We start from the raw sequence: 2,933 nt of genomic DNA, 5'->3' as shown, positions 1-2,933 counted from the left end.
TATAGTATACATAGGAATTATGGTAATAGGTGCTATAACAAACTTACCTTTATTCGGATTTATATTGTTAGGTTTTATGTCTAACACTATTATATTAACGTCTTTAAAGATAGAATTGTCTGATACAAAGTCAAATCAGTTGAAGACTGTAAAGAACTCAAATTTCATGTTATGGTTTGTAATAAACGCTATGCACTTAGTATTATTCTTTATTGAGGGAATAAAACTAATTAAAAGTATTTAGGAGTAGACTTATGGATAACGATGTGACTTGAAGTACACTTCTCTTTCCTTATCACCTTTTCTATGTGAAGTATGCAATGCATTTGGTATAAGAGATATTAAACTAAGAGTCTTATAAATAAGAAAAGATGTAGAATAATCTACATCTTTTTTCGTATTACATATTCAAAAATTTATGTATAAGCTCCACGATGATGGAAATGGACTTTACTTATTAGGAGTATCCGGTCAATGTATACGAATGAAGGCTGGGTTTAGCACGAGGGAGAATGGTATTACGTTCACATACAATTCGTATTGCCTGTCGCTCTTTATTCATAGACATATTGATATTGTAAAGGAGTATGAACATGACAAATAGAAATGATGCATATGGAGGGTTTATTGTATCTAGAAATGTTTTTAATGGGGTACCTATTCGATATAGTTTTCGAGAAGAAAGTTCTATTTCTCAATTAAATGGTTGGAACATCTTTTCAGAAGTGGATGATGAATATGTAAACAATCCAAAAAACTTTTGCATAATTAATGCAGAATCAATGTATTCAATTGCACCTCAAATGTTAGAAATATTTGAAGCACCATATGGTACAGACCTTTTTTTGGTATATGAAGATAGTGTACATGTTGGTTTTTACGATTTAGTGCAAGACTGTATGATAGATATAAATAAGATTTTAAATGTAATTTATTAAGGTCTTTTATAACTGTTTTACATGTGTAGTAATTAATTGAGGAAATTCAGAGGGATGGTGCGAGATGAGTAAAGTAGAATGGAGATTGCCAGATAAGCCTTTATTGCGAGAAAATGTAAAGAATGTGGAAAAGGAGTTGGGCATTCATTTCCCTTTAGATTATATAGAATGTGTAATGAAGAATAATGGAGCACATGTTAGCCCAGAAATATTTGAAGTTGAGGAGAAGAGAAAGGTTTTTGGGATATTACTAACTTATGATATGGATGATGATGAAAATATTATTGAGGTATTTCATGATTACAATGACACATTACCGAGAGCATTGGTTCCATTCGCATTTGACCCAGCAGGAAATTTAATTTGCTTTGATTATAAAAATCATAAAGAAGACCCAATTGTTGTCTTTTGGGAACATGAAGGTGCATGGGAAAAGGAAGTATTGATGGAAAGCGAAGGGATTACGGAAGAAGAAGCAGAGGAAGTAGCGAGAGAAAATGTATTCTATATTGCTAATAACTTTACGGAGTTTTTAAATAAGTTACATGATTAATAATATTATCCATATAAAATGGTTCGTATAAATGTAAGCAGCAATAAAAGGAGGGGGAATGATGGAATTAGAGCATCTAAAAAAAGATATTTGGTATGGAGAAGTTTCTAATCATACAATTGAAACTCTTAAGTCTAACTTAAGGGATAGTGCAACAGAGGCAGAATACTTTATTTTAATTAACGAATTGTTAAAGTTAGGTGATTTCTCCGTAAAGGGGTTACTAATTGAACTTATGAATAGTACTCGAAATGAGCTTGTTTTACATTTATGCACTAGACTATTTTGTTCAATAGCTACTCACGATGATTTATTAGAAACGAATAATTTGAAATTCCTTTCAAGTGCTTCAGAGGATGGAGTTCATAATTTTGTAGTAAGTGCTGGTGAAACTCTTTCATATCATGTAGTACCATATCTTTTAGCATTACTAGAAGAGTGGGAAGATACCTTTGTTGAAAAAGCTATTAGAAATGAAATTTCATGGATGCTTGGAATTGAGGACGAGTATTATGAAGTATCGTTAGAAGAATTTAATGAAGCTTATTCTAGTTTTATCGAAAATAACGATACGCAAGAATACTATTATCGTAATAGACTATCTTTTCCTGGAGATTTGGCAAAGGAGTTAGTTTCGGAAGTTATGAGTTCTTTAAGAGATAGAACTACTTATAATGTTGTTATTATACCTTCCGTTTTATCAATTTGGAGTGGAATCAAATGTCCTATTCAATACGATACGATAATAACAAATGAAAAAAATAGAGAGCTGATGTCATATATTGATGTTCTAACAAAGAAAGAATGGAAGATTGGTAAAAAGTATTTTTATGGACATGTAGTTGTATAAGAAAACGATATATGTGACGAATATAAAACATTCTATGGCACCCTGTTAAGGAGTGATTTTGACTATAACGGAAAGCTTTGATTGTTGCTTCGAGGTGAATAAAGTTGGAAAATAAGATGGATGTACTCAGTAAAAAATATGTATTAGAGCATGGAATAAATTTTGATGAGGAACTATGGTTTACCTCATCCAGTGATGAAGTGTTAGATAAGCCAGAAGATAAGAATGGGAAACCTTTTACTGGTTTAGCTTATGAGTTATATGAAAATGGCAACCTAGCGTATTATTGTTACTATAAGGATGGTTTTAAAGAAGGTAATTATGTTAAGTTTCATCAGAGCGGAAAAGTGAAAGCTGCGGATTACATGATAAAAGGACAGACAAGAGGAATACGGAAAATTTGGTATGAATGCGAAGTACTCAAATATGAAGGAGAATTTAAGTTTGGTATTTGTTTACATTATACAGAATGGGATAAACATGGGGATGTAATTAGAAAAAAAGTTGCACCGACAAAAGAGGAATTAGAATTCATCAACCGATGCTCTAAACGAGAAGATAATCCATTGATATAAAAATTACAATATATTAT

General features: G+C 31.4%; 4 protein-coding genes and 1 pseudogene. All 5 read left to right on the top strand.

The genetic code is table 11. From position 1 onward, the window contains the following. A pseudogene (locus tag V7038_RS29225) lies at positions 1-244 on the top strand (hypothetical protein); the annotation flags it as partial. 349 nt (positions 245-593) lie between these two features. Continuing rightward, on the top strand, positions 594-938 hold the full coding sequence (locus V7038_RS29220) for an immunity protein Imm33 domain-containing protein (RefSeq protein ID WP_335696072.1): 345 nt from the start codon (positions 594-596) through the stop codon (positions 936-938). 64 nt (positions 939-1,002) lie between these two features. Beyond that, positions 1,003-1,491, top strand: coding sequence for an SMI1/KNR4 family protein (locus tag V7038_RS29215; RefSeq protein WP_199715436.1), 489 nt, complete (start codon positions 1,003-1,005; stop codon positions 1,489-1,491). A 61-nt stretch (positions 1,492-1,552) separates the two neighbouring features. After that, the gene (gene imm47, locus V7038_RS29210) at positions 1,553-2,341 is read left to right on the top strand and encodes an Imm47 family immunity protein (protein ID WP_335696071.1); all 789 of its coding nucleotides are present in this window, start codon (positions 1,553-1,555) and stop codon (positions 2,339-2,341) included. 116 nt (positions 2,342-2,457) lie between these two features. After that, positions 2,458-2,916 carry a toxin-antitoxin system YwqK family antitoxin gene (locus V7038_RS29205; RefSeq protein WP_335696073.1) on the top strand — a complete coding sequence of 153 codons (459 nt, stop codon included), beginning with the start codon at positions 2,458-2,460 and terminating at the stop codon, positions 2,914-2,916. Positions 2,917-2,933 lie beyond the last annotated feature (17 nt).

It is taken from the genome of Bacillus sp. JJ783 (assembly GCF_036963225.1).
GTDB lineage: Bacteria > Bacillota > Bacilli > Bacillales > Bacillaceae_G > Bacillus_A > Bacillus_A cereus_U.
This window is presented reverse-complemented; position numbering and strand designations above follow the sequence as displayed.